This window comes from Kingella denitrificans ATCC 33394, assembly GCF_000190695.1.
Taxonomy (GTDB): domain Bacteria; phylum Pseudomonadota; class Gammaproteobacteria; order Burkholderiales; family Neisseriaceae; genus Kingella_A; species Kingella_A denitrificans.
This window is the reverse complement of record NZ_GL870929.1, coordinates 2,053,577-2,078,569: the sequence shown is the minus strand read 5'-3', so window position 1 is coordinate 2,078,569 and position 24,993 is coordinate 2,053,577. Positions and strand designations below refer to the sequence as shown.

Annotated in this window: 18 protein-coding genes and 3 pseudogenes; 10 read left to right on the top strand and 11 right to left on the bottom strand. The window is 52.4% G+C overall.

Annotated elements, in window-relative coordinates; translation table 11 throughout:
- The first annotated feature begins 248 nt into the window (after positions 1 to 248).
- Positions 249 to 3,551, top strand: a complete 3,303-nt coding sequence (locus HMPREF9098_RS10360) for a PilC/PilY family type IV pilus protein (RefSeq protein WP_040564467.1) — start codon at positions 249 to 251, stop codon at positions 3,549 to 3,551.
- A 112-nt stretch (positions 3,552 to 3,663) separates the two neighbouring features.
- Here the strand turns inward: HMPREF9098_RS10360 and HMPREF9098_RS10355 are convergent, their stop codons facing one another.
- Together HMPREF9098_RS10355 and HMPREF9098_RS10350 are read right to left on the bottom strand one after the other, a co-directional pair.
- Positions 3,664 to 4,983 carry an ATP-binding protein gene (locus tag HMPREF9098_RS10355; protein ID WP_003784588.1) on the bottom strand — a complete coding sequence of 440 codons (1,320 nt, stop codon included), beginning with the start codon at positions 4,981 to 4,983 and terminating at the stop codon, positions 3,664 to 3,666.
- Positions 4,980 to 5,657, bottom strand: a complete 678-nt coding sequence (locus HMPREF9098_RS10350) for a response regulator (RefSeq protein WP_040564466.1) — start codon at positions 5,655 to 5,657, stop codon at positions 4,980 to 4,982. The genes HMPREF9098_RS10355 and HMPREF9098_RS10350 overlap by 4 nt, the downstream gene beginning before the upstream one ends.
- 181 nt (positions 5,658 to 5,838) lie before the next feature.
- On the opposite strand from HMPREF9098_RS10350, the pseudogene hrpA reads away from it, so the two are divergent.
- The 6 genes and pseudogenes from hrpA to HMPREF9098_RS11995 all read left to right on the top strand — a co-directional run.
- Positions 5,839 to 9,021: pseudogene (hrpA, locus tag HMPREF9098_RS12425) on the top strand (ATP-dependent RNA helicase HrpA); the annotation flags it as partial.
- Positions 8,998 to 10,032: pseudogene (locus HMPREF9098_RS12480) on the top strand (putative immunity protein); the annotation flags it as partial. The pseudogenes hrpA and HMPREF9098_RS12480, both read left to right, overlap by 24 nt.
- Positions 10,033 to 10,098: 66 nt before the next feature.
- A pseudogene (locus HMPREF9098_RS12420) lies at positions 10,099 to 11,652 on the top strand (DUF3418 domain-containing protein); the annotation flags it as partial.
- A gap of 67 nt (positions 11,653 to 11,719) precedes the next feature.
- On the top strand, positions 11,720 to 12,952 hold the full coding sequence (locus tag HMPREF9098_RS10340; protein WP_081457186.1) for an AAA family ATPase: 1,233 nt from the start codon (positions 11,720 to 11,722) through the stop codon (positions 12,950 to 12,952).
- Positions 12,949 to 13,875, top strand: coding sequence for an HNH endonuclease (locus HMPREF9098_RS10335; protein ID WP_003784581.1), 927 nt, complete (start codon positions 12,949 to 12,951; stop codon positions 13,873 to 13,875). Before HMPREF9098_RS10340 ends, HMPREF9098_RS10335 begins: the two co-directional genes overlap by 4 nt.
- 227 nt (positions 13,876 to 14,102) lie before the next feature.
- A complete protein-coding gene (locus tag HMPREF9098_RS11995) occupies positions 14,103 to 14,261 on the top strand; it encodes a hypothetical protein (RefSeq protein WP_003784580.1) in 159 nt (52 codons plus the stop codon).
- 130 nt (positions 14,262 to 14,391) lie between these two features.
- Here HMPREF9098_RS11995 and HMPREF9098_RS10330 read toward each other — a convergent pair whose 3' ends face one another.
- Both HMPREF9098_RS10330 and HMPREF9098_RS10325 read right to left on the bottom strand, forming a co-directional pair.
- Positions 14,392 to 15,813, bottom strand: coding sequence for a surface lipoprotein assembly modifier (locus HMPREF9098_RS10330; RefSeq protein WP_003784577.1), 1,422 nt, complete (start codon positions 15,811 to 15,813; stop codon positions 14,392 to 14,394).
- Between the two features lie 20 nt (positions 15,814 to 15,833).
- The gene (locus HMPREF9098_RS10325) at positions 15,834 to 16,025 is read right to left on the bottom strand and encodes a hypothetical protein (RefSeq protein ID WP_003784575.1); all 192 of its coding nucleotides are present in this window, start codon (positions 16,023 to 16,025) and stop codon (positions 15,834 to 15,836) included.
- A 70-nt stretch (positions 16,026 to 16,095) separates the two neighbouring features.
- Here HMPREF9098_RS10325 and HMPREF9098_RS10320 point away from each other — a divergent pair, with 70 nt between their 5' ends.
- Together HMPREF9098_RS10320 and mutM are read left to right on the top strand one after the other, a co-directional pair.
- A complete protein-coding gene (locus HMPREF9098_RS10320; RefSeq protein ID WP_003784572.1) occupies positions 16,096 to 16,917 on the top strand; it encodes a factor H binding protein domain-containing protein in 822 nt (273 codons plus the stop codon).
- Positions 16,918 to 17,004: 87 nt separating this feature from the next.
- Complete coding sequence (gene mutM, locus HMPREF9098_RS10315) at positions 17,005 to 17,823, top strand: bifunctional DNA-formamidopyrimidine glycosylase/DNA-(apurinic or apyrimidinic site) lyase (RefSeq protein WP_040564465.1); 819 nt, start codon at positions 17,005 to 17,007, stop codon at positions 17,821 to 17,823.
- Between the two features lie 64 nt (positions 17,824 to 17,887).
- Here the strand turns inward: mutM and HMPREF9098_RS10310 are convergent, their stop codons facing one another.
- The 4 genes from HMPREF9098_RS10310 to HMPREF9098_RS10295 all read right to left on the bottom strand — a co-directional run bounded on the left by HMPREF9098_RS10310 (position 17,888) and on the right by HMPREF9098_RS10295 (position 21,113).
- On the bottom strand, positions 17,888 to 18,373 hold the full coding sequence (locus tag HMPREF9098_RS10310; RefSeq protein ID WP_003784570.1) for a hypothetical protein: 486 nt from the start codon (positions 18,371 to 18,373) through the stop codon (positions 17,888 to 17,890).
- Between the two features lie 11 nt (positions 18,374 to 18,384).
- On the bottom strand, positions 18,385 to 19,755 hold the full coding sequence (gene purB, locus HMPREF9098_RS10305; protein WP_003784569.1) for an adenylosuccinate lyase: 1,371 nt from the start codon (positions 19,753 to 19,755) through the stop codon (positions 18,385 to 18,387).
- A gap of 105 nt (positions 19,756 to 19,860) precedes the next feature.
- Positions 19,861 to 20,706 (bottom strand): basic amino acid ABC transporter substrate-binding protein, encoded by an 846-nt coding sequence (locus HMPREF9098_RS10300; protein WP_003784568.1) that lies wholly within the window; start codon positions 20,704 to 20,706, stop codon positions 19,861 to 19,863.
- 32 nt (positions 20,707 to 20,738) lie between these two features.
- On the bottom strand, positions 20,739 to 21,113 hold the full coding sequence (locus HMPREF9098_RS10295) for a hypothetical protein (RefSeq protein WP_003784567.1): 375 nt from the start codon (positions 21,111 to 21,113) through the stop codon (positions 20,739 to 20,741).
- Between the two features lie 202 nt (positions 21,114 to 21,315).
- Here HMPREF9098_RS10295 and glyQ point away from each other — a divergent pair, with 202 nt between their 5' ends.
- A complete protein-coding gene (gene glyQ, locus HMPREF9098_RS10290; protein WP_003784564.1) occupies positions 21,316 to 22,212 on the top strand; it encodes a glycine--tRNA ligase subunit alpha in 897 nt (298 codons plus the stop codon).
- 73 nt (positions 22,213 to 22,285) lie between these two features.
- Here glyQ and HMPREF9098_RS10285 read toward each other — a convergent pair whose 3' ends face one another.
- The 3 genes from HMPREF9098_RS10285 to HMPREF9098_RS10275 all read right to left on the bottom strand — a co-directional run.
- Complete coding sequence (locus HMPREF9098_RS10285; protein WP_003784563.1) at positions 22,286 to 23,473, bottom strand: LD-carboxypeptidase; 1,188 nt, start codon at positions 23,471 to 23,473, stop codon at positions 22,286 to 22,288.
- A 38-nt stretch (positions 23,474 to 23,511) separates the two neighbouring features.
- On the bottom strand, positions 23,512 to 23,916 hold the full coding sequence (locus HMPREF9098_RS10280) for an HIT family protein (protein ID WP_003784560.1): 405 nt from the start codon (positions 23,914 to 23,916) through the stop codon (positions 23,512 to 23,514).
- 77 nt (positions 23,917 to 23,993) lie between these two features.
- Positions 23,994 to 24,993, bottom strand: a 1,000-nt coding sequence (locus HMPREF9098_RS10275; protein ID WP_003784559.1) for a hypothetical protein, incomplete at its 5' end; no start/stop codon positions are given.

Below are 24,993 nucleotides of genomic sequence, written 5' to 3'. Positions count from 1 at the left end.
CTCAGGCTACATCAAAAAGCGACATTTCTCGCGCATAGCGCACATCCGACACACTGACGCATTTTGTCACACAATCTAGCCAAACCTTAATAAATCATGTATTTAACCAATATTTTTTGCTATAATTTAAACATAATATCCATACCCGACCCATCCCGTTTCTGGAACGAAACTTGCTTGTGTTTTATCATGATTTCACATTAACTCGACATTCAATATAGGTTTCAGTTATGAAAATAAAGAAAATTATGCCACGCACCACCGTATGCGCCCTTGCCGTCGCATCCGTGTTCCAAAGTGCCGCAGCCGCCACCCAGCCGTACCCTTCCGTACCGCTGATTTGGCAATCGGGTACTGCCGCCATCAAACCAAACATCCTACTGTTCTTAGATACATCAGGCAGTATGACGACTGGCGGTGTACGCTATAACGGCGGTACAGCATCACGTATCGTTGTAGCCAAGGCCGTTGCTCGTGATGTAATTACTGCGACCCGTGAAAACAACAATTGGGGCTTGATGACGTTTAATGGCAGTATGAGAGATGCCACTCATTCAAGAGACATTGCCAATGGAACGGGTATTTTAGTATATGATGCTCTGAACCCAACCGCTTCTGAGCAAAGAATTTGGTCCGACCAATGGTATTCCATCGGCGGCAAGCTGAAACAGCCAGTCTTGGATGTAAGCTCAACCACTGGTGCGGCAAACTATAACCAGCTCATCAGCACCATTAACGGCCTGCCTGCAAATACCAACACACCGATTCCAAGTGCTTACTATGAAGCCATCCGTTATTTCCGCGGCATGCCGGAAGGCACGACGGCGAATTCACCTAATACCCAATATACATCACCGATTAAATACCGTTGCCAGAAAAACTATATTATCTTTGTTTCCGACGGTGAGCCAACAGGTTTCCCCGTAAGATACCAATTGGGTCGGTTGATGCGCCAAGACTATATCCTTCGTAGTGATGCCACGCTCCGTCAAGCCATTAATAATGGCGCGAACGGAAGCTGGGATTCTGCTTACTCGACTGCGCGCATTGCCTATTTGGCACACAATTGGGACATGATGGATAGCGGCAGAGATGCCGAGGGTAAATCGTTTAATGACGCAACCGGCAGCCCTGTTGGACAAGATTTTAGCAAGCAAACTATTACCACCTATACCGTGGGTTTCCAAGCCAACGTTCAATTGTTGAGCGAAATGGCTCGTCAAGGTGGTGGGCAGTATTTCATTGCAAATGAGGGTGACCAATTAAAAGCGGCTCTGACCAGCGCCCTAAACGCAATCGCTCGCGATGCAGGTTATAGCAACGCTTTGTCATCTATTTCCACTGATGCTACAGGTAAAGTGACCGCGTCCGCTTCCACTACCATGAACCCAAGTACCTGGACCAGTGAACTGCGTTTCTACAAATACCTGCCTGCCAGCAAATCATTCGATTTGACCAGCTTCGGTCAAACACGATATGCGGCAACCGGTTCCAATATACTGACTTCCAGAGCATTGTTCAGCACACCAACCGGTGTGGCGCAAGTGACGCAAAACTCTTTCCCGTCAGACTTTAACAATGCTACTTTCGGTATTAACCCCACTCGTCCGGATATGCCAAGTATCGGCAACAATACTTTGTTCCCGATCACGCTTTCTAACGATAGCAATGAGTATAAAAAACTCATGCAATGGCTCTTGCGCTGGGGAACGACCGATGTTGTAGACAGCCGCTACCGTGACCGCAACCAAAGTAGTGCCACAGGTCTGTCTCGCTATATGGGTGATGTCAGCGGTAATGTTGTATCATTTGGCGATGTGGTTGCACGTGCCTCCGGTCCAAGTGACTTTGACCGTCGCAAATTTATGGCTGTCCCATCCAATGACGGTATGCTGCACATCCTGCAAGCCAACACAGGCGCAGATAAAAACACACATCCATACATAGAAGTGCTGCAATATGTCCCAGGTACTATGCAGCGTGGCAATGCTAGCGATACTGTGTTGCGTAATTTGGTGTTTACCGCAGAGAAAAGCTACAGCTCCGTCCAAAACCCAAAACAAAACTTTGTAGCAGGTGACTTGTTGCAAGTGACTACCGAAGAAGGCGAACACACGCTCATTAGCAGCATGGGTTCAGGTGCTCGCGGTTCTTTTGCACTGATGGTAGGCGGTAAAGACAAGTCTGGTTCTCCTGTAGGTCTGGATGCTGGTTTGGCACAAGTACACAACAGCATGCCTATGTGGGATAACTCCACTGGTACTTACGGTGCAGCCAACAGCTTCTATAACCAAATCGGTTACCAATTTGGTGGTACAAAAGTAGGTTATGTCGCCATGGATGGCAGTACTAAAAAATGGACTTCCGGTGATGTCCGCGTTGCGGCCATGATGACCAACGGTATGGATGCTCCCAACACTCCTCAATTAGGTTTATATGTTTTAGACCACATGGCGAGAAACTATAAACGCGGGGGGGGCTTGACACCTACCGGTACTCGCGGCAGCTTGATTAAACACATTCCAATCAGCCGTGCATTTAGCGCTACCAGCAATGCGGAAGGTTCTGCGCAACAAATCATTGATGCGCACGATGGTTTGACTGCACCGCAAGGTATCGACATCAATAATGACGGTATCATTGACTTGGTATATGCCGGCGACTTCAAGGGCAATATCTGGCGCTTCGATTTACGTGGCGACAGCAGCACATGGGGCGCGCGTCAAGTGTATAAATCGGAAGGTAACCAGCCTATTATTGCCGAACCTAACCTGATCAACTGGTATGACGGCAAAGTCGGTATCTATTTCGGTACCGGTAGCAATCTGTATCAAGGCGATTTGACATCAGTCGGCAAACAAAGCCTATATGGTATTTTCGACGACTACAAAAACTGTGCCGTTGGCGATACCACAGGGGATTGCCGTCCAACTGAGCGCTCTGATTTGTTGTCACAAACTTTGAAGGCAACAACTAATAGCAAAGGCGGTGAGGCGTTTACAATTTCTACGGCAACACAATATACCGATCAATCCAAACGCCGTGGTTTCTACATGGATTTGCCCGACAATTACCGTGTCACCACAACGCCTGAGGTATTGACCGTTACTGCCAAAACAGCCGGTGCGATTTGGAATATCGAGAAAATCGTTGGCAGCAACAATACAACGCCAAAACTGACATGTACGCCTGACTCCACATCCACATCGGGTTACCGTATCATTGCAGATGCCAATAACGGTATGGCTTCCGAAAGCGTGTTCTGGGGAACAGAGGTTGAGAAAAATGGTACCAATGAGATTATCGTAAGTGTCGCTTATACCGGTGCCAGCTCGCGCAGTATCTTCTTGACCAACTCGCAGGCTGCATTGTCTTCTACCGGTGTAACGCGTTCAGGTACCTTGGCGCAAAAGGGCAGCAACGTAAACTGCCGTTCAACGCAAAACCTGGTCAGCCAAACTTCGACCGGCGGCTCTCAGGTTAACCAGTTCACTTGTGTGAACAATGATCCTGTTCGTTTGAACCGCTTGTCTTGGCGTGAAATCTTCTAATTGAGAGGATTTTTAATAGCAAAAGGACAGATAAATCAATATCTGTCCTTTTTTGTCGCCAATCCAAAAGCAGCCTGCACCTTGTTTTTTTAAAGTGCAGGCTGCTTTTTCATCACGTTTTCGGCAGCTCAATCCTGACCCATAAACCATGCTCAAAATGCCGGCTATCGCATAATTGCAGGCTGCCGCGATATTTGCGCACAATCTCCTGCGCAATCGACAAACCTAAACCGGAACCTTGTTGCCGTGTGCCCAAAATACGGTAAAACGGCTCCAGCACACGTTCGCGTTCTGCGGCAGAAATCCCGCAACCATTATCTTCCACATGAATCAGCCATGCGTTTTCCGTCTCTTCCGCCGATAAATCAATCTGGCTGCCTGCCGGCGTATAACTCACCGCATTATCCACCAATGTTTTGATTAACAGATAAAAATCCATTTCTTCACCCATCACTTCCACATTGGATGAAGAAACCACGCCGATATCCTTGTCCGCCGCCAATGGCAGCACCGCCTCAATCACCTGACGAAACACCGCATTCACATCCACCCAATGCCGCTCCGCACCCGAAGTATTTTGCAGCCGCGCCAGCGACAACAACTGTTCCAACAAATGGCGATTCCGCTGAATGCCCTGCTGAATCTGAGCCACCTGCGCCTTTGCCTCATCCGACAGCGGCAACTGCTGCAAGTTCTCCACCTGCAACGACAATGCCGTCATCGGGCTGCGCAATTCGTGGGACGCATCGGCGATAAACCGTTTTTGCTGCTGCATAAACCGGCCGGCCTTGTCCAACAGCAAATTGATGGCCGAAACAAAGCCCATCACTTCGCTCGGGATATTCTGTGTCGGCAGCGGCGTCAAATCCTGCTCCGTCCGCTGCGATACGGCCTGCGACAAACGGTGGATGGGGCGCATATTTTTACGGACCACCCACACAATCAGCAGCAGCATCAACGGCAAAAACAGCAATATCGGCCACACGCTGGTCCACGCGGAACGCGATGCCAAATCTTCGCGGTACTCGGTTTCCTGCATCACCAAAATCTTGCCCGCTTCGGTTTCATGCACATAAGCGCGGAATGGTTCGTCATCATCGGTCAAATTGTAGAATCCTTCCGATTTTTGCTGTAAAAATAGGGCAATAGACGAATTAGGCGGATTTCGGCTCGAATAGACAAAAATCCGCGCATCGTTTTCACTGTCTGCAGCCTGCTTCCATGCGCCCGAATGCGGCACATAAGAGGCAACCTGTTGCAATAAATCGTCCTGCAATTCATGCGTTTCGTGATATGTGTCGTAAAACACCGTGGCGCCTGCGATAGCGGCCAATAATGCCGATGCCAGGGTAAAGCCCACGCCCAGTTTCCACTGGATGGAATGCCGGATGCTCTGCACGGCCCCGCTCACTGTTTCAAATGCCTGCTTCACGATGCTTCTTCTCCTTTGGCCACCAGCCAGCCCACGCCGCGGATATTTTTAATCAGATCTTTGCCGATTTTCTTGCGCAGGCTGTGAATTAAAAAATCGATGGCATTACTTTCCACCTCGTCGCCCCAGCCATAAATTTTGTCTTCCAAATCGGCACGCGAATGAATCGTACCGGCACGGCTGACCAGTGCCTGCAAAATAGCAAATTCCTTATTGCTCAATGAAATGTTTTCTTCCTGACCCGCCAGTTGCACTTGATAGGTGGCCGGGTTGAGCGTAATCACACCATTGCTGATGAGCGGTGCAGCCTGCCCGTGATGACGGCGCAATACCGCCCGAATCCGTGCCAATAATTCTGCCATATCAAAGGGTTTGACCACATAATCGTCCGCACCGCCGTCCAATCCCGACAGCCTGCTGTCCAAATCGTCTTGCGCCGTCACAATCAGCACCGGCGTGAGATTCCGGTTTTGCCGGATATGCCGTAGCATGCTCAAACCGTCCTGCTTGGGCAAACCCAAATCCAGCAGCACCAAATCATAATTCTGACCGGCCAATGCGGTTTGCGCCGCCAATCCGTCCTGCACCCAATCCACCGCATAATTGGCGTGCTTCAAACCCATCATCACCGCTTGGGCAATCATGCCGTCGTCTTCCACCAATAAAATCCGCATACTCATATTTCCCAAAAAATCAATAGTGTACCGCATTTTCCAATAATTGCCCCACCCAAACGGACAGCGCAAAAAGCAGCCTGCACATTGTAGTGCAGAAGAATTAGCCGAGAATTAGCTGAAAATCCCAATCATGTTTTTGCTATAATCTTGTTTTTTCAGTTGTAATCAAACCGATTTTATGACCGCGCCCGATTTCTCCCAAACCCTCTCCAAAGACCGCCACTTCCTGCAATCCGCCTTCAAAAATCCCAACAAATACGGCAGTTTGTCCAAAGTCGAAGAAAAATACCGAAAATCGCACGACCTCTATCTGCAACGCCTGTCCAAACTGCCCAAACCCGAGTTCGACAACACCCTGCCCGTTCACGAGAAGCTTGAAGAAATCAAAAAAGCCATTGCCGAGAATCAGGTCACGATTATTTGCGGCGAAACCGGTTCGGGCAAAACCACGCAGTTGCCCAAGATTTGTCTGGAACTCGGGCGCGGGGCGGCGGGGCTGATCGGGCATACCCAGCCGCGCCGTTTGGCCGCGCGTTCGGTGGCGGAGCGGATTGCCGAAGAGCTGCACACCGAAATCGGCAGCGCGGTCGGCTATAAAGTACGCTTCACCGACCACACCTCGCGCGATGCCTGCGTCAAGCTGATGACCGACGGCATCCTGCTGGCGGAAACGCAGACCGACCGTTATCTCGCCGCCTACGACACCATCATCATCGACGAAGCACACGAACGCAGCCTGAACATCGACTTCCTGCTGGGCTACCTGAAACAACTCCTGCCGCGCCGCCCTGATTTGAAAGTCATCATCACATCGGCCACCATAGACGCAGAACGCTTTTCCCAACACTTCAACGGCGCCCCCGTTTTAGAAGTGAGCGGACGTACCTATCCCGTCGAAATCCTCTACCGCCCGCTGACCAGTAAAGACGAAGACGACGCGGAAGTAGAGCTGACCGACGCGATCGTCGATGCGGCGGACGAATTAGCGCGATATGGTGAAGGCGATATTTTGGTGTTCCTGCCGGGCGAACGCGAAATCCGCGAAGCCGCCGAAGCCCTGCGCAAGTCCACGCTGCGCCACAACGACGAAATCCTGCCCCTGTTCGCACGCCTGTCACACGCCGAACAGCACAAAATCTTCCACCCCACCGGTGCGAAACGCCGCATCGTGTTAGCAACCAACGTCGCCGAAACCTCGCTCACCGTGCCGGGCATCAAATACGTCATCGACACCGGCCTCGCGCGCGTCAAACGCTATTCCGCGCGTGCGAAAGTGGAGCAGCTTCATGTCGAAAAAATCTCCCAAGCCGCCGCCCGCCAACGCTCCGGCCGCTGCGGACGCGTCTCCGCAGGCGTGTGTATCCGACTGTTTTCAGAAGAAGATTTCAACAGCCGCACCGAATTCACCGACCCCGAAATCGTCCGCAGCAACCTCGCCGCCGTCATCCTGCGCATGGCAGCATTGAAACTGGGCGACGTGGCGGCATTCCCATTCCTCGAAGCGCCGGACCAGCGGTATATCAATGATGGATTTCAGGTGTTGTTGGAATTAGGGGCGGTTAATGAACACAACGGACTGACTAAACTCGGCGAACAAATGGCGCGCCTGCCCATCGACCCGAAAATCGCGCGCATTTTGCTGGCGGCGAAGAAGCACGACTGCATGGCAGAAATATTGGTGATCGCGTCCGCGCTGTCGATTCAAGACCCGCGCGAGCGGCCGCTGGAAGCGCGCGATGCTGCCGCCAAGGCGCACGAGCGTTTTACCGACAAGCAGTCCGATTTCCTTGCCTATCTGAACATTTGGGACAGCTTTCAGCGCGAGCGCGACAAAGGCTTGTCCAACAAGCAGTTGGTGCAATGGTGCCGCCAATATTTCCTGTCGCACCTGCGGATGCGCGAGTGGCGCGAGCTGCACCACCAGCTTGCCCAAACCGCGATTGAAATGGGTTTGACCACCAAGGAAGCCGCTTTCAGACGGCCTCCCGAAGTCAAGCAACTGACGTCGTCTGAAAATGCGGGCGACCAAGACTTATCCGCCAAACTCAAACAAAAACAACTAGATAAAAAGCAACACCGCGCCCAAATCCGCGCCGCCAAAGAAGCGGGCTACGAACAAATCCACCGCGCCCTGCTCACCGGCCTCATCGCCAACGTCGGCATGAAATCACCCGACGGCAACGACTACACCGGTGCGCGCGGCAGCCGCTTCCACCTTTTCCCCGCCTCCGCCCTGTTCAAAGCCAAACCCAAATGGGTGATGGCGGCAGAACTTGTTGAAACAACGAAACTTTATGCGCGCGACGTGGCCGCCATCCAGCCCGAATGGATAGAGCAGGAAGCGCCGCACCTCGTCCGCTACCACTATTTCGAGCCGCACTGGGAACAAAAACGCGGCGAAGTCATCGCCAGCGAACGGGTAACGCTCTACGGCCTGACCGTCCTGCCGCGCCGCCCCGTGTCCTACGGCAGAATCGCCCCCGAAGAAGCGCGCGAAATCTTTATCCGCAGCGCGCTGGTGGCGCAGGAATGCGATTTGAAAGCGGACTTTTTTGTCCACAACAAAAAGCTGATTAAGGAAATTACCGAACTCGAACACAAATCGCGCAAGCAAGACGTGCTGGTCGATGACGAAGCGCTGTTTGCGTTTTATCACGAACGGCTGCCCGATTTTTATACGGCGGATGCGGTTTCAGGCAGCCTGCATCCTGCAAATCCGCAGCAAACCACCCCCTCCCCCGTGGGGGAGAACTGGGGAGAGGGCAAAACAGTTGCCGCTCAAACCAACTTTTCCGCAGCCACAGCAAACCCTCTCCCTAACCCTCTCCCGCAGGAGAAGGAACAGAGTGCCGCAGTTTCAACGGTTTCAGGCAGCCTGAAATCGTCCGCAACAACATTCCGCATACGCCCCGCCGCACATAATGATGCAGCCCAAATTGCCGAACTGTTCCGCCGCGCCGTCCTGCACATTGAAACAAGCCATTATAGCGACAGCGAAAAAGCCGCATGGATACAGGGCGCGGACAATGCCGCCTTTTGGCAAAAACGGATTGGACGCGGCTGTATCCGATTGGCAGCGCAAAATGACCGTATCCTCGGCTTTATCGAATACCTGCCCGAGCAAAATCATTTGGACTGCCTATTTACCGACCCTGCCCACCAGCGGCAAGGCGTCGCTTCCGCGCTGTTGTCTGCCGTTTTGCCGCAGGCGGATGCAGATAAAACGGTAACGGCAGATGTGTCCGCAGCCGCGTTGCCCTTTTTTAAGAAACAGGGATTTATACTGCAACACCAAAACCAAATTCAGCGAAACGGCTCGGTTTTAATCAATTACCGCATGATTTTGCAAACCGACAGCATTGATACGGCCGCACAAACCACCCCCTCCCCCGCGGGGGAGGGCCGGGGAGAGGGCAAAACAGTTGCCGCCCAAACCAACTTTTCCGCAACCACAGCAAACCCTCTCCCTAACCCTCTCCCACAGGAGAGGGAACAAAGTGCCGCAACTTTAACGGTTTCAGACGACTCCAAAGCTCAAAGGCTACCTGAAAACCCTCTATGCTACGCCGACGGTCAACCAATACTGCTGGGTGATCGTGTAACTATCACCAGCAAACAATGGCACGGCAAAATCGTTGCCTTGATTGCCGAGCAGCAATGCGACCCGTCCATCGGTTCCGCCGAAGAATGGGCGACATTACAAAGCGGCGTAATGGCGCAATTTGATGAAGCAGGCTTGGTGCACTATCCCGATGCTGAGACTGCCGACGAACTCATCTTATTGGCACGCGCGGATGCAGCAGATGTCCTAAACTCTAAAAAGCACAACGTAGCGCAAGCCACGCACGCGGATTCCAAAGATACGGGCAACCGCGCGCGTGAACCGAGTTCACACACCCTACAAAATATTTCAGACGACCTGAAACCCGAACCCCTGCCCGAATACTGCCGCCCCAAAATCCGCATTGCAGACGACGCCGAACAGCGCGACCGCTTGTGCAGGCTGCTTGTCGCGCAAAACCAGCACGACTTGGCGACATGGGCGATGCAGTGCGTTCAGCATATCCTGCCGTTGCTGCCCGACGCAGTAGAAGCAGACGCCGTTCACGACGCATTCGATTTGCTCAAACGTTGGCAAAACGGACAGGCAGACGTTGCGCAACTGCGGCAGACAGGTTTTGCGCTGCACAAGCTGGCAAAAGAACAGCAGAATCGCGTAGCCACCGCCGTGTTACGCGCCGCAGGTCAGGCAGTCGGCGTCGGGCATATGAAGGAACATGCGCCCGTGTGCGGCGACTACGCCGTCAAAGCCGTAGGCTTGGCAAACGGACAAAATCCACAAGCCGTCAGCCAAGAGCGGCAGTGGCAGCTTGAACAATTGCAGCGAATCGCCGCACAACCAAGCAGCCTGCACCCGGAAAGGCTACCTGAAAACACAGCCGGCACACTTTCAGACGACCCCAAACCCAAAAAGCAGCCTGCACCTCAAAAAGGCCGTCTGAAACCCCTACCCCTCGCCGACATCCGCACCTTCCAAGCCTGGCTCAAAACCGCCGAGCGCGACAACCCGCGCCTGCTGTTCCTCAGCCGCGACGACCTCATGCAGCACGCCGCCGCGCACATCACCGAAGAACAATTCCCCAAACACTGGCAAACCGCAGACGGCAAATTCAAACTCAGCTACCGCTTCGAGCCGCACCACCCGCTCGACGGCGTTACCCTCACCCTGCCGCTCACCGTGCTGAACCGCATCAGCCCCGCCGCCCTCGAATGGCTCGTGCCCGGCATGATACGCGAAAAAATCCAGTTGCAAATCAAAGCACTGCCCAAACAAATCCGCCGCATCTGCGTGCCCGTGCCCGAATTCATCACCCAATTTTTAAGCCAAAACCCCGACCGCAACGCCCCTATCCTGCCCCAACTCGCCCAAGCCATCGCCAAAACCGCAGGCGACATCCGCATACTGGAGCAAATCAACCAAGACGAATGGGCCGCGTTCAGGCTGCCCGAACACTGCTATTTCAACCTCCGCATCATCGACGACGGCGGACAAGAATTAGCCATGGGGCGCGATTTAATCCAAATCCAACAACAACTTGGCAAAGCCGCCGCCACCACCTTCCGCGACAACACCCAAGAATTCGAGCGCGACAACGTTACCGCATGGGACATCGGCACCCTGCCCGAATCCATCAAATTCGCCCGCGGCAAACAGCAGCTCACCGGCTACCTCGGCCTACAAAAAGAAAAAGACGGCCGCATCGCCCTGCGCCTGTTCGACACATCTGCCGCCGCCGAACAAGCCCACCGATTAGGCGTGATAGAACTCATGAAACTACAACTAAAAGAACAAGTTAAAGACCTGAACAAAGGCATCCAAGGCTTCACCCAAGCCGCCATGCTGCTCAAACACATCAACGCCGACACCCTGCGCGACGACCTCACCCAAGCCGTCTGCGACCGCGCCTTTATCGGCGAAGACGAGCTGCCGCGCAACGAAAAAGCCTTCAAAGAACAAATCAAACGCGCCCGCAGCCGCCTGCCCGCCGTCAAAGAAGCCCTCAGCCGCTACTTGCAGGAAACCGCCGCCGCCTACGCCGAACTCAACGGCAAACTCGGCAAACACCCGCTCACCCACCTCATGCGTCAACGCCTGCAAACCCTGCTCGCCGCCGGCTTCGCCACCCGTACCCCGTGGGCACAATGGCCGCGCCTCCCCATCTACCTCAAAGCCATGACCCTGCGCCTCGAAAAATACAGCGGCAACCCCGCCCGTGACGCAGCCCGCGAAGCCGATATACAGGAACTGGAACAAATGTGGCAGGAAAAAACCGACAGCTTGGTAAAACAAGGACAACCCGTTTCAGACGACCTTGCCGCGTTTAGATGGATGATTGAAGAATTGAGGGTGTCGCTGTTTGCGCAGGAATTGAAGACACCGTATCCGGTGTCGGTGAAGAGGTTGTTGAAGGAGTGGGAGGGGTTAAGATAAACTTATTATCTATACTCTACCAGGCTCTATTTTGTTTTAATTTTTGGTGTAAATTGGAGAAGAAACTATGACACAACAACTAACTCAAGGCTACTATCATGTTTTAAATGGAGAAAATGGATTAGGAAAAACACATTTTTTAGCTAAATTATCTGAACAAACATTAGAAAATTTAGTTAATGATTCAATAGACGCAAATTCACTATGTCCATTTTACATTGAAAATATGATTTGTCTCTCAGGAACTGCCTTTGATAGATTTCCACATTATGTGAATTTTAAGACAAATTTCAATAAAGATACAGAAAAAGATACAGAAAGATTACTTAGATATTGTTATTGCGGATATACCACTAATAACAACATATCTACAGAAACTATACCATTTCGTACAGTATTAGATATAACTGCATATAAATATAGAGATTTAAATAAAGAAGAATTAGAAGAATTAGAAGAATTAAGAAAAAGAGTTAAATTTTTTCTTCAAAAGTTAGAAAAAATAGGCTTTGACCCAAAGATTACAATCAAAATTGGAGAATCCTCAACTAAAAAAATGAGCGCAGAAAATTATGATATAGGGCCATATACTCAAATAGATAAAGACTTAGATGCTCAAATTAAAAAATTAATTAATGACATCAACAATAAAGCACGTAACGACTTAAAAGATATTATATTTCGTAAGGATAATGATAAGTATTGCCTTAGAAAAAAAGAAAAGTTTAGGAATTTAAGTTCAGGACAATACCAAATCATACGTTGCATATTTTCTCTAGTGCTGACTATCACCCCTGATTCATTAGTTATCTATGATGAACCAGAAATATCATTGCACCCTAAATGGCAAAGTGAAATTATTCGAATTTTAATGGAAATCGTTAAAACTAAAGGCTTAGGCACGGATAGCACCTCCAATAAAAATGCCACTGTCGTTGTCGCAACACACTCTCCTTTAATCACTTCTAGTTTTTCAACCTCAAAAATTAAAATATCTAGTAATGATTCTAACAATAATAGTTTTAAGTGGGATGATCAGCAATATTACGGATGGGATGCCAACAATCTACTTACAGAACATTTTAATCTTGAATCAGCAAGAAACCAAAAATTTATCGAAACAATTGATGAGCTACTAAAATTCTTTCAAAATCGAGAAGATGATAAGCTAAAAGCAGAATATGAAGAACTTGAGCTACTTTTATGGAATAAAAATACAGATGATTTTTCACTTTCTGTGAATGATCGCCTGTACGGCACATTGCATGCCATAAAAGCATACGTGGAGACCATAAAATGACAAAAGATAAATTTGAAGGTTTATATGGAGTTACGAAACTTGATGTAAATGAATTACTTAATATTCAAGATGAAGATTTTAAAAATAAGCTACGTGAAATATTGGATGATATGTTACAAAATCCAGAGAAAAAAACCAATGCGATTTGGAAGAAGAAGAAAGCTAATGAATTAAAATCTGATATAAAAAAAGTTTTAACTCAACAACAAAAACCAAGATCTCCAAATGAATTATCCATTGCAAGATGCTTTTATTGCAGAAGACCTTTATTTCCTGACATGGGATACAAGAATCCATTAGGTGGCGATATAGAGCACATTTTAGATAAATCAAATGATAGATATCGATATCTTATATTTTCTCCATTTAATTTGGTACTTGCATGCAGGAGATGCAATAGTATAAAAAACCAGAGCGATTTATTAGAAATATCCTATAATTTTTTTTCATCTAATGACAGGCAGTCAGATGAATATAAAAATCAAGTATATAAAATTAATTCTGATAGAGATATTATTAATAGTATAATTTCTGATTCTGACTTTGTGGAAGCATTCAGATGGATACATCCTTATTATGATAATTACCATGAATGCGTAGAAATTGCTTATGATCATACAGATCATAACGGAAATTTTAAGGCTATTCTATATAGACCACATGAAGATTTATCTGACGATAAAAAAATGAAGGTAAATAATATGATAGAAGATTTAAAACTAAACAGTATCGAAGGACAAGAAGAAAATGCTTTTTATATAAAAATAGCTCTCTTAGAGCAAATAAAATATAGGTTAGAAGATGAGATTAATTTATTAGATGATGAACTTACACAGGATTTAAAGGAACAGCTCATTAATAAAAAGAAAAAACTAATTGCATCATTAGAATTAAATTTTCAAATTCTTTATAGAAATATGTAATTTTATTATTTAATAAGCTCTAGCCTACATCCCCAACCTTGTGCGCGCTTTCAAGCACACAGTGGCTTTTTCAAACTAGCCTCTTCCTCTCCCCCAAAGGTCGTCTGAACCCCATTTTCAGACGACCTTTTGCCACTTTGCAAAACAATAATTCTCACCACCCTCTCCCCAAACATCGCCCAACCCAGTAAACTTCCCACATTTCAACAACTTCTCGGAAGCCAACCATGCCCCGTATCCACCCGCTCCACCTGTTCCCGCCCCACATCGCCGAACGCGGCCTGTTGTATTTCCAGCAGGGCAAGGTTCGCGACGTCCAAAAAACTTCGGCAGGGCGTTATCGGGCGGAGGTGTGCGGTTTGAAACGCCTATATATAGCGCATTAAAATCAGAATGATAAAAGCAGCCTGCACTTCCCACAAACAGGGTGCAGGCTGCTTTTGCCCTTTCAAACGTCATATAAACACCACAAAATTTTTAGCCTTCCATTTTGACACCCCAAAAGCAGTCTACACCTCAAAATGTCCGGCCGAACTGGATAAACACGTTGCCTTTGCGGAAAGGATAGAAAAAATGGTTGCTGCGGACACATTGCCACACGCCGACGATTTGCGGGGTAATGCCGGCAAATTGGATTTTGCGGTGTGACACGGACATGCTGGCGGAAAATTCGCGGTCGCGGCGCAGGATGCCGAACCAGTCTGCGGCGTGGTAGCGGCGGCGGCCGATGCCGATATGGGCGGATGTGGCGAGCCCGGACGGCCATTGTTGCGTCCAGCCGAAGCGCAGGCCTTGGCGGGTGTAGGATTCGGCGGCGTCTTCCGCCTGTTTGCTTGCGCCATCTGCGCCGAAGCTGAAATATTGGTCGGGGCGGCGTGCGAACAACCAAGTGGCGGAGGCGGTATATTGGCGGCCGTCCAGCCAGCGGCGGCGGTCGTGGCGTTGCCGGCCAAATTCAAATGCGCCCAGGATTTTGTTTCGCGGGGTGAGCCAATATTGCCCTTCGGCACGCACGCCGTATTCGCGCGAATAAGGGTGTGTGCCGTACCAGCGGCGTTCAAAATACGGGGTGATGGCGGCTTCGGTGCGGGCGGTTTTATAGGCAAAGCCGGTGGCGATGCGGGCGTTGTGGTCGTCATAGCGGTGGTTGTCCCAATACCATTTGCCTTCGCCGCCCAAATGGACGCGCCAATAGGCATTGCCGTGGAGATTCCAATCGCGTTCGACTTCCAAGCGGTAGGCAAATCCTTGTGCGGACTCGGCTTTCGGCAGCCGCCATACGCCCCTGCGGGTGCGGTATTCGCGTTGGTGCGGGGCGTTGTTCACGTTGCCGTCGCGGAGATAGCTGACGGTGCCGCCAAACGTCCAGCGGTCGCGCTTGTCCAATGCCTGTGCATATTGTTCGCCGATTTGGGCGTATTCGGGTGCCAAATCGGGCGTTTGGCGGAAGCGTTCCAATTCTTGCCGTGCGGCTTTGTCGGCGCGGTTTTCAAACAGTGATTGCGCCAATGCCAACCGAACGGTGGGCAAATCGGGGTCGGTTTCCAACGCGGCGCGATATAAGGCAACGGCACGGCGGTAATCGCCTTCTGCGCGCGCCAAAACGGCCTGTGCCAACGTGACCAGCAATTCGTCGCGCGGTGCCTGCTGTTGCAAATACAGCGGCAGCAAAAGTTCCACGCCGTCTTTGTCGTTGGCGAGCACGGCATAACTCAATGCCTGCTGCAGAAGCTCGGGGCGTTGCAGCAGCTCTTCGCGGCGGATTTTCAATCGCCCGTCCTGCGGCACGGCCGGGCTTTCCACCTTCGGGGCGGCCTGCGGCGTAATGTCGAAGCCCGTATCCGGTTCGGGGCGAGGTTCGGGCGGCGCGGCAAAAGCAGCCTGCAGGGGCAACGCCAGCCAAACGATATGCCGCAACCGCGTCCAAAAGAAATCCATCCTGCCGCCTTTCTGAAGAATTATGATTGTTGCGGATTATATAGCGGATTTTGCGGCAACGGCAGGCGGAAAGCAGCCTGCACGGTAATTGAAAGCCGTATTGACCAAAGTGCAGGCTGCTTTTTCATGTGCGGCACGGTCATGTTTATCAGTTTGCCCGCTCGGTCAAAAGCAGCCTGCACCGCGTTGGATTTGACCTGAGTCATCGTCATCGCCCCGCAAGGTTGTTATACTATATCTGTTTATCAGCATTTTTCATCACCCAAAAGAGGAGCATCGGAAATGAAAAAATATCACGCACTGTATATCGCCGTGGCGGCTTTGGCATTGGGCGGATGCGGAAGCGCAGGCGGCTCTTTGGCCAATGCGATTACCGACCCGTTCACACCGAAACCGCACGGCAAAAGCAGCCTTACCATCAACCAAGACCCTAATAACGGCATTCTGAATGTCGGTCACACCGTGGCGGACACCGTGGAAATTAACGGTCTCCCCTACGGCAACAACAGCACGCTCGACATCGGGCATAATTTCCAAAACCGCCTGTCCGATTTTACCTATGTGTTGAAACAAAGCGGGCGCAATGTGGAAAGCGGGCAGCTGGGCGTGTACAAACGCGCTTATTCGGCCGTGGTCGGCGCAACCGTGCAAGATCGCTACAACCCCAACACCGGCGCGCACGCTTCCTCTCCCAATCCCAATTTCACTATCCGCAGCATTCAGGGCGACTTAACCCCCGAATCCCGACTGCCCACCAGCGGATCTATCCGTTACCAAGGACACGCCTTTTCCGGCTTGGACGACCGCGGCCCGAACGGCCATCTGAACAGCCGCCTGGATTACACAGTGGACTTTGGCAACCGCACCGGTTCAGGTTCGATTACCGGTTTGAGCCGCTTCGGCAATATCGAATTGGCGACCGGCCGGCTTGACCGCAGCAGAAGCGCGCTGGAGGGCACCGCCATCTCCCAACAACGCGGACGCGGCCATTACGAACTGAACATTTTCGGCCCGAATGCGGACGAAATTGCCGGCAAAGCCACCGGATTCACGGGCGACCACGAAGTCGGTTTTTCCGGCAGCAAAACGCAGCAGAATCCGTAAAATCCCGTCACAACCCCAGCCGCCCAGAATTTTGGGCGGCTTTTTTGCGGTACAATCCCGCTTTTGCATCACCCCTTGGAAGCCATCATGCCCGAATTGCCCGAAGTCGAAACCACATTGCGCGGCATTGCCCCGCATATCACGCACAAAACCTTATCGCGCGTGGTCATCCGCCAGCCGAAATTGCGCTGGCCGATACCGGAAGATTTATCGGAAACCTTGTCGGGACAGACCGTGCAAAGCTGCCGCCGCCGCGCCAAATACCTGCTGATTGAATGGGAAACCGGCGTGCTGCTGATTCATTTGGGCATGTCCGGCAGCCTGCGGATTTTCCGCGAAAAGCAGCCTGCACCCGACAAACACGATCATGTGGATTTTATATTTGCCGACAACACATTGCTGCGCTATCACGACCCGCGCCGCTTCGGTGCCGTCCTTTGGCTGCCCGGCGTGGCGGAACACCACGAACTGCTGCGGCACTTGGGCCCGGAACCGCTGTCGGAAGATTTCACCGCCGAATATCTGCACGAGCGCCTGCGCGGCAAAAAACGGGCGGTCAAACTGATGCTGATGGACAATGCGCTGGTGGTGGGCGTGGGCAATATTTATGCTAACGAAAGCCTGTTCCGTGCCGGCATTCTGCCTGACCGCGCCGCACAATCGATCGATTTGGCAGACTGCAAACGGCTAGTGCTTGCCGTGAAGCAGATTTTGCAGCGCGCCATCGCAACCGGCGGCAGCACCTTGCGCGATTTTGTGGACAGCGAAGGCAAAAGCGGCTATTTCCAACAAGAATACAAAGTGTACGGCCGCGCCGGCGAATGCTGCAAAGTGTGCGGCGGCCTGATTGAAAAATCGGTCTTGGGGCAGCGCGGCACGTTTTATTGCACGCATTGCCAGAAATGAAAAAAGCAGCCTGCACCTTAAAAAATTAAAGTGCAGGCTGCTTTTTTGCCTGATTAATCAAGTGTTATTTTTTGGCACGCGGATAAAACTGAACCACCTGTTCCGGCGCGCGCGTCAGCTGCTTGGGCAGGGAAAACACGGCCAGCAGGAACACCGAAGCCGCATAACACACCACCCAGCCGCCCGAACGGTGCAGCCCCAAATCCGCCACGCTGCTCAATACCGCGCCAAACACCCAAGCGGATAAAGCACCGACACCGGCCAAAAACAGCGCGTAACGCCAATGGCGGCGCATCAGCTTCTTTCGGGCGACTTGCACCAGCGACAGCGCGATAATGCCGTTGAACACAAACACAACCGCCGCCGCGCCCAGCAAAGCGCCGTCCCAATCCAGCCACACCCACTGCCCTTGCCGCCAGCCCAGCGCGATGCCCTGCCCTTTGCCGACCAGCACGGCAAACGTATCGAACAGCACAGCAAACAGCGGCAGCCCCAAAAAAGCCATGGCCAAGCCGAACGGCAGATAGGGCGCACGTTCCTGAATCTTCATCAGTTCGGTTCTTACACCCGTTTCGCCAGCGCTACCGCCTTGCCGATATACAGCGCGGGTGTCAAATCCAGCAGTGTTTGCTTCGCATCATCGGGAATCGCCAAACCGTTGATAAATTGGCGCAAGGTTTCGGGCGTGATGCCGTTTTTGCCGCGCGTCAGGTCTTTAAGCTGCTCGTAGGCATTCGGCACGGCGTAGCGGCGCATCACCGTCTGAATCGGCTCGGCCAAAAGTTCCCAAGTCGCGTCCAAATCGGCGGACATGGCGGCAGGATTGGCTTCCAGTTTGTTCAAACCGCGCAGGTGCGCCGCCCAGCCCAGCAACGCATAGCCTGCGCCCACGCCCATGTTGCGCAGCACGGTGCTGTCGGTCAAATCGCGCTGCCAGCGGGACACGGGCAGTTTTTCCGCCAAAAAGCCCAGCACGGCGTTGGCCATGCCCAAGTTGCCTTCGGAATTTTCAAAGTCAATCGGGTTCACCTTGTGCGGCATGGTGGATGAGCCGACTTCGCCCGCTTTCACTTTTTGTTTGAAGTAACCCAATGAAATATAACCCCAAACGTCGCGGTTGAAGTCAATCAAAATCGTGTTGGCACGGCTGAGGGTTTGGAAAAATTCCGCCATATAATCATGCGGTTCGATTTGAATCGTGTACGGATTGAAGGTCAACCCCAGTGACTGCTCGACAAACGTCCGGCAATGCGCTTCCCAGTCCACATCGGGATAGGCGGTCATGTGCGCGTTGTAGTTGCCGACCGCGCCGTTGATTTTGCCCAGAAATTCCTGCGCTTCCAACTGTTTGATTTGGCGGCGCAAACGTTGCAATACGTTGGCGATTTCTTTGCCCAGCGTGGTAGGCGTTGCAGGCTGCCCGTGCGTGCGCGACATCATCGGCACTTCCGCCAGTTCGTGCGCCATCTGTTGCAATTTTGCGGCGATTTCGTTCAGTTTCGGTACAATCACTTCGTCGCGCGCCTGCCGCAGCATGAGCGCGTGCGACAGGTTGTTGATGTCTTCGGAGGTACAGGCGAAGTGGATAAATTCGTTCACGGCGGCGATTTCGGCATTGTGCGCGAAACGGTTTTTCAGCCAGTATTCAATGGCTTTCACGTCGTGGTTGGTGGTTGCCTCAATGGCTTTCACTTCGGCGGCATGCACCAAATCAAAGCCGGCAATCACGCGGTCGATTTCAGCCAACGTATCGGCGGAAAACGGCGGCACTTCGCGGATTTGCGGCGCGGCGGCCAGCGCTTTGAGCCATTCCAGTTCCACGCGCACACGCGCCTTCATCAGCCCGTATTCGGAGAAAATCGGGCGCAGGGGTTCGGCGGTGGCGGCGTAGCGTCCATCCAACGGGGACAGGGCGGAAATGGGGTTTATCATGGTGTCTTCCTTAAAAATGGATTCATCGGCAAGGTGCAGGCTGCTTTTGGATGTGCGGCAGGCGGCAAAAAGCAGCCTGAAATCGGTTTGCAGGCTGCCTGTGTTTTATTGGCTAGCGGACGATGCGGCGGCAGAGTTGCCGGACGGTGTGCCGAACCATTGGGTGTGGATTTTATCGTAGGTGCCGTCTGTTTTGATTTGCGCCAAGCCTTTGTTAATCGCTTCGCGCAAACCGTCGTTGCGACCTTTTTTGAAGGCGAAACCGTAGTGTTCTTTAACAAAGGACGGATCGACAACGGTATTGAGTTTGGCGTTCGGGTTTTGTTTCACATAATACGCCACCACGCTACTGTCGCCCACCACTGCGTCCACGCCGCCGCTTTCCAGTTCTTTAAACGCCAGCGGCATGGTTTCGAAACGCTTGATGTTTTGGCTGTCTTTGCCTTGCAAATCCTGCAAAATCAAATCGCCCGATGTGGCAGCCTGCACCGAAGCCGGCCGCGTTTTCAAATCGGCAAACGTTTTGATGTTTGCGTTGCGGTCGGTGGTGACAATCATCTGCGTGGCTTCAAAATACGGGTCGGAGAAATCCAACTGCTGTTTGCGCTCGTCATTGATGGTGATACTGGCCAAGCCGATGTCGCTGTCGCCTTTGTCCACATTGGCAAACAGGCCCTTAAACGGCGTATTGACAAATTCCAGCTTCACATTTTGGCTTTTGGCCGCCGCGTCCAGAATATCGTGCGAAAAGCCGACAACGGCATTGTTTTCCATATATTCCATCGGCGCATACGATGCGTCGGTGGCCACAATATAGGTTTTGTTCACGTCCAATCCCGCGGCCTTCGCGCCGGATGCCGCCGGATTGCTGTTTGAATTTTGGCTGCCGCCGCACGCGCTTAATGTGAAAACCGCTGCCAAGGCAAGCAGGGAAAATGATTTGGTTCGCATGAAATATCCTAATGAGATGAATAAGGTGTTGGTTAATCGGGCTGGCTGGCCGGCGTGCTGGCCATATCGGCAGTGCCGCTGGCATCGTCAGGCGGGTCTTCCGCGGGTGCGGTCATGCCGCCCACTTGCTGTTCGGACGTTTGCCAAGCCCTGTTTTCCGCTTCGGCTTCCGACAACGGCACCGCGCCGCCGCTCCATGAAGCAGCCTGCACATCGGGCAGATTGTCCGCCCCGGTATCGCGCAGACAGAAGGAAACGCCCAATACCAACACGGCTGCAAACAAGGCGATGACCGTGTTCCGCCATAACCGTTCCTGCTCGTTGCGTGGGTGTTTGAAGCGCGCCCACCATCGTTGCCAAACAGGTTTCGGTGCTTTGGCGGGCGGTTTTATGGGTTTGTCTGACACGGTGTGTGGCCGATGGAATCACAAAATTGTCCGCATTATAGCGAATTAACTTTACTTTCGCTACGGCGTTGGCAGGCGGTTTTGTTGCAAAATGAATTTATCCGCCTTATCCGCGCCGGATTGCGCCATTCCATACGGATTGCTTTCAGGCAGCCTGCAAATCCAGTAGAATAGCGGTTTTCGATTTTTACGGGCAAACATTATGCTGACTTTCCAACAAATCATTTTTAAATTGCAGACTTATTGGGCAAATCAGGGTTGCGCGGTCATCCAGCCGTTCGATATCGAAGTGGGCGCGGGCACGTCGCACCCGTCCACCTGTTTGCGCGCGCTGGGTCCCGAGCCTTGGAATGTGGCCTATGTGCAGCCCAGCCGCCGCCCGAAAGACGGCCGCTATGGCGACAACCCGAACCGCCTGCAACATTATTACCAATTCCAAGTCGCACTCAAACCCGCGCCCGACAATATTCAAGATTTGTATTTGGGCAGCCTGCAAGAGCTGGGCATCGATCCGACCGTGCACGACATCCGCTTTGTGGAAGACGACTGGGAAAACCCGACGCTCGGCGCATGGGGCTTGGGCTGGGAAGTGTGGCTCAACGGCATGGAAGTGACCCAGTTCACCTATTTCCAACAAGTCGGCGGCATCGACTGCTCGCCCGTACTCGGCGAAATCACTTACGGCATCGAACGCTTGGCCATGTATCTGCAAGGCGTTGAAAACGTGTATGATTTGGTGTGGACCATCACGCCGCAAGGCACGCCGCTCACTTATGGCGACGTGTACCGCCAAAACGAAGTGGAGCAATCGACCTACAATTTCGAATACAGCGACGTGGCCTGGCTGCTCGACCAATTCAACGGCTTCGAAGCGCAAGCCAAACGCCTGCTGGACACCGAAGACGCGCAGCTGGCCCTACCAGCATACGAACTGGTACTCAAAGCGGGGCACACGTTCAACCTGCTGGATGCGCGCGGCGCGATTTCGGTGACCGAACGGGCGACCTATATCGGCCGTATCCGCGCATTGAGCCGCCAAGTGGCGCAGAAATTCGTCGCCAGCCGCGAAGCATTGGGCTATCCGCTGCTGAACAGGTAATAAGCCGAATCCTCCATCCAAAAGCAGCCTGCACTTTGTTAAATAAAGTGCAGGCTGCTTTTTGGTGGTCGAATTAAAATTCGCTGTCGGTATTGGGCGTGCTTTCGGTGGTATTAACCAAGGTTTCCGGAGGCGGCGGCAACAGCATATTGAGCGACAAGCCGGCCGGATTCAGCGTGGGATATTGGCTGAACGTGATGCTGTATCCCGCCCCGTTCTCGCGCAACTGTGCGTGCGCGCCCAAAGGGAAGGTCGTTTTATTCGTGATATGCCCGAACGGGAAGCCTTGCAGCACGGGAATCCCGGCAATGCGCGAAATATTCTGCGCCACGCTGTTGAGCGTATAGCTGCTGTCGTATGAATCGCGGATATTGCCCATGCGGAAGTCGCCCAGAATAATGGCGCGCTGGCGGCGCAGGATGCCTGCCAAATGCAGCGTTTGTAGCATGCGCTCAATGCGGTACGGCTGCTCGGACACGTCTTCCAGAAACAGCAGGCCGCCCTGCACATCGGGCATATACGGTGTGCCGACCAGTGAGGCCACCACGCTCAAATTGCCGCCCCACAAAATACCGTCCACCTGTGGTGCGCGCTGGGCGGAATAAGCCGCCACATTGACCGTCAGCGTGGGCGCGGTGGTGGTGCGGATGAAACTTTCCATGGTATAGGTGTCGGGCTGCGGTTTGGCAAATTCGCTATACAGCATGGGCCCGGCAAAGCTCGGCATCATACCTTTTGCCAACAAGGCCATCTGAATCGCGGTCACATCGCTGAAACCGAACAGCAGCGTTTGCCGTTCGCGCATACGCTCGCCCAGCTGCACCCAGTCAATATGCGGCAACAAGCGCGCCGCACCGTAGCCGCCGCGAACGCCCATCAGCACTTTCGGCGTGGCAATGCGGCCGGTGGCCACGTCCTGCAAATCGGCAATGCGTTCGGCATCGCTGCCGGCAAAACGTTGGAAGCGGCGGAAAGCAGCCTGCGGATTGTCAATGGAGAAGCCCGCGCTTTGCAGGCGGTTCAAGCCGTTTTGGACACGGCTGCTGTCTTCGCAAAACCCGGACGAGGCAAACAAGTGCAGGCTGCTTTGCGAAGAGGCGGTTTGGGATTGTTGCGGCATAGGATTGGGTTTGTGTGCGGGTTGCGGAGTCACCGTGCGGGCGGACGGCGGCGTGGGGGAGCTGCACGCGGCCAGCAAACTGCCGCTGCCCAAAACGGCGGCTTGGCGCAGCAAATGGCGGCGCGATACGAGAAACGTCATAACATCCTCCAAAGCAAATAGCTGTGATTATAATGCGTTCAAGCAGCCTGCAATATGCGTTTTACTTGATTTGACCAATCTTCGGGCAACGCCAAACGCGCTTCACGCACGGCATTGGCCCAAATCGGCGCGGGAAAGCAGGCATCATCGTCAAACCGCGCCACCACGTGCCAATGCAGGTGCGGCACGACATTGCCCAAGCTCGCCAGATTGATTTTGCGCGGATTCAGCACTTGGCGCATCGCCGCCTCCACGCGGTACACCACATCCATCAATTCACGGCGGCTTTCGGGCGGCAAATCGGTCATTTCGGCAACGTGCGCCTGCCAAATCACGCGGCAAAATGCAGGTGCATTGGCTTCGTTGTGCACGGCAATCACACGGATATTCGGCGACTGCCACAAGATTTCTTCGTTTTCGGCCTGGCAGATAGGACACTCCATTTTGATACTCCCATGAAAAAGTGCAGGCTGCTTTTTCCGATTCAAAAGCAGCCTGCACAGTTAAACAACACAAAGTATTAGCGGTGCAAACGATCCAAACGGCTGGCCGGATCGCTCATGCCGAACGTATCCAAATCACGACCCGGATTAGACACCACATCGTTCACATTGATGTTGCTGATGCTTTCCAAAATGATGGCCGAAGAAACGTGTTGACCGGTGCGGTACACCATCGCCAAACCGATTTCTTGTACCGGCGTATTCACATACTGCGTTGCGCCGCTGCCTTCCGCCACAGGACGTGGTGATTTCACCACTTGACCATGGCGGTACAGGCCGACGACAGTGCCTGGATCCAAACCGTCTGCCTCACCTTTGTTCAAGATAATGGTCTGCATCGTACCGGCTTCGCGGACGCCGTCCATAATCGAGATGATGCGGGCTTCCACGTTCTGTTGTTCGGGTTCGTGCGGCATTACGTTGAAATCACGCAGATTCTCAGGCATTTTGATCAAATAGTCGCCGGTGCGGATTTCAGATACGGAGTTTTCTACCACCATAGGCTGCGCAGTGCGGACAGCCACTTGTCTGCGGCCGGCATCAATATTGGTAGTGGCGTAATATTCATCCAGATTCAGTTTTTCCTGCGCTTCGGCCGTGCGGTGCGCCAATGCGGAGTTAGGCGATGCCAATGTGGCCACTTGGCCGGAGAATTCCACCAGTTTGCCCAAGTTCTCACCAGTAACCGGATCTTTCAAATCACGGTTCACACGGAAGACCAGATAGCGGCCATCTTCAGGAACGCCGTCGGCAAAAATGCGGTCGCCTGTGGTGAACATAACTCGGTTGTCGTTACCGCCCACAATGCGCGGCAAATCTTTAATCTGCTCTTCGGTCATGAATTGCGGATGTTTCATGAACATGCGGTAGAAGTCCACGTTCAGCGTGCTGATGCCGTATCCCGAACCGATTTGGCGGATTTGCGGATGCAGCTTGATGGTCGGGATGCCAGAACCACGCTCCACGCCTAATACGGGGCGGCCGTTCACATAACGCAATACCAAAACTTGACCCGGA